General features: G+C 44.4%; 1 protein-coding gene. It reads right to left on the reverse strand.

Features of this window, described 5'->3' with window-relative positions:
• Positions 1–43: 43 nt before the first annotated feature.
• The gene (locus tag A7975_RS17225) at positions 44–931 is read right to left on the reverse strand and encodes an IS3 family transposase (protein ID WP_065385942.1); all 888 of its coding nucleotides are present in this window, start codon (positions 929–931) and stop codon (positions 44–46) included.
• Positions 932–1,278: the final 347 nt, after the last annotated feature.

Below are 1,278 nucleotides of genomic sequence, written 5' to 3' on the forward strand. Positions count from 1 at the left end.
TCATTGGTCAAGACCCCATATAGCGGACACTGAATAAAAGACCCTACCTAACAAGCTGGAGCCGGTACTGAATCGGAGCCAGCTTGTTTAGTTTTCTTTGCGGACGCTTGTTGTTGTAAAAGTGTATATATTCTTCAATTCGGCTTTGTGCTTCTTCTACAGATCGAATATCATAAGGGTAGAGTGCTTCTGTCTTCAAATGCGAGAAGAAGCTCTCCATTGAGGCATTGTCGTAACAATTGCCTCGCCTGGACATGCTGATTTGGGCGCCAACCTTTGGTAGCATGTCGTGGTAATCGTAGGACGTGTACTGGGACCCCTGATCGCTGTGAACGATCAGCCCAGTCACGTCCTTTTCCTTTTCAAACGCCTTAGAGAACGTCTGTAGAACAAGTTGCTTGTCATTGTGATGACTGGTTTGGTAAGCGACAATTTCGTTCTGACACAAATCTTTAATGGCAGAAAGATACAACCAAACATCACCAATTCGATACTGTGTGACGTCAGTTACCCATTTTTGATTGGGCGCTTCCGCTTGAAAGTTACGTTCCAGTATGTTCTTCGTAACGCGATCACCGATGTTCCAGCTTCGAGTACAGTGACGGTACTTACGACGTACTCTAGAGCGCAGCTCCATTTCTTGCATGAGCCGGAGAACCTTCTTGTGGTTCATCCACACGCCATGATCTTGGAACATAAACAATTGAATTTGGCGGTACCCATACACGCCTTTATAGTATTCAAAGGTATCATGAATGACCTGTTTATCCTGCTTATTCTTATCTGTCTTCAAGCGCTTCACGTATGCGTAGAATCCGCTTCGGGAGACTCCGATTTCTTTACAGAGTTCTTTGACGCTAAATCGTTCACGAAGTTCGTAGACGAGTCTATACTTCTCTGGTACACCTCCTTCTTCGTAATTTCCAACCACTTTTTTAGGACAGCATTCTCCATCTCCAATCGCTTTAAATAACGTTCCTGATCCTTGTACTGTTCTCGTCTGCCTCGGTGTTCCATAAGCCCATATTCGCCTTGTTCCTTATACTTCCTCATCCACACCTTTAATCGCCCAATATCTGCGATCCCAAGCTCATCCTCTACCCTCTGCTTGGTCATTCCCCCATGTCGTAGCTCGATAGCCTTCTTCTTTAATTCAAAACTATACGTCTCAAATTTCTGTCCTTTTCTCGCCATAACGAAAAGCACCCCCTATAATATCCATCGGTTTAAACACCAGGGTGTTTTTACAATGTCTACTATAAGGGGTGCACTTCACAT

The sequence above is a fragment of the Bacillus sp. FJAT-26390 genome (assembly GCF_001682865.1).
GTDB lineage: Bacteria > Bacillota > Bacilli > Paenibacillales > Paenibacillaceae > Pristimantibacillus.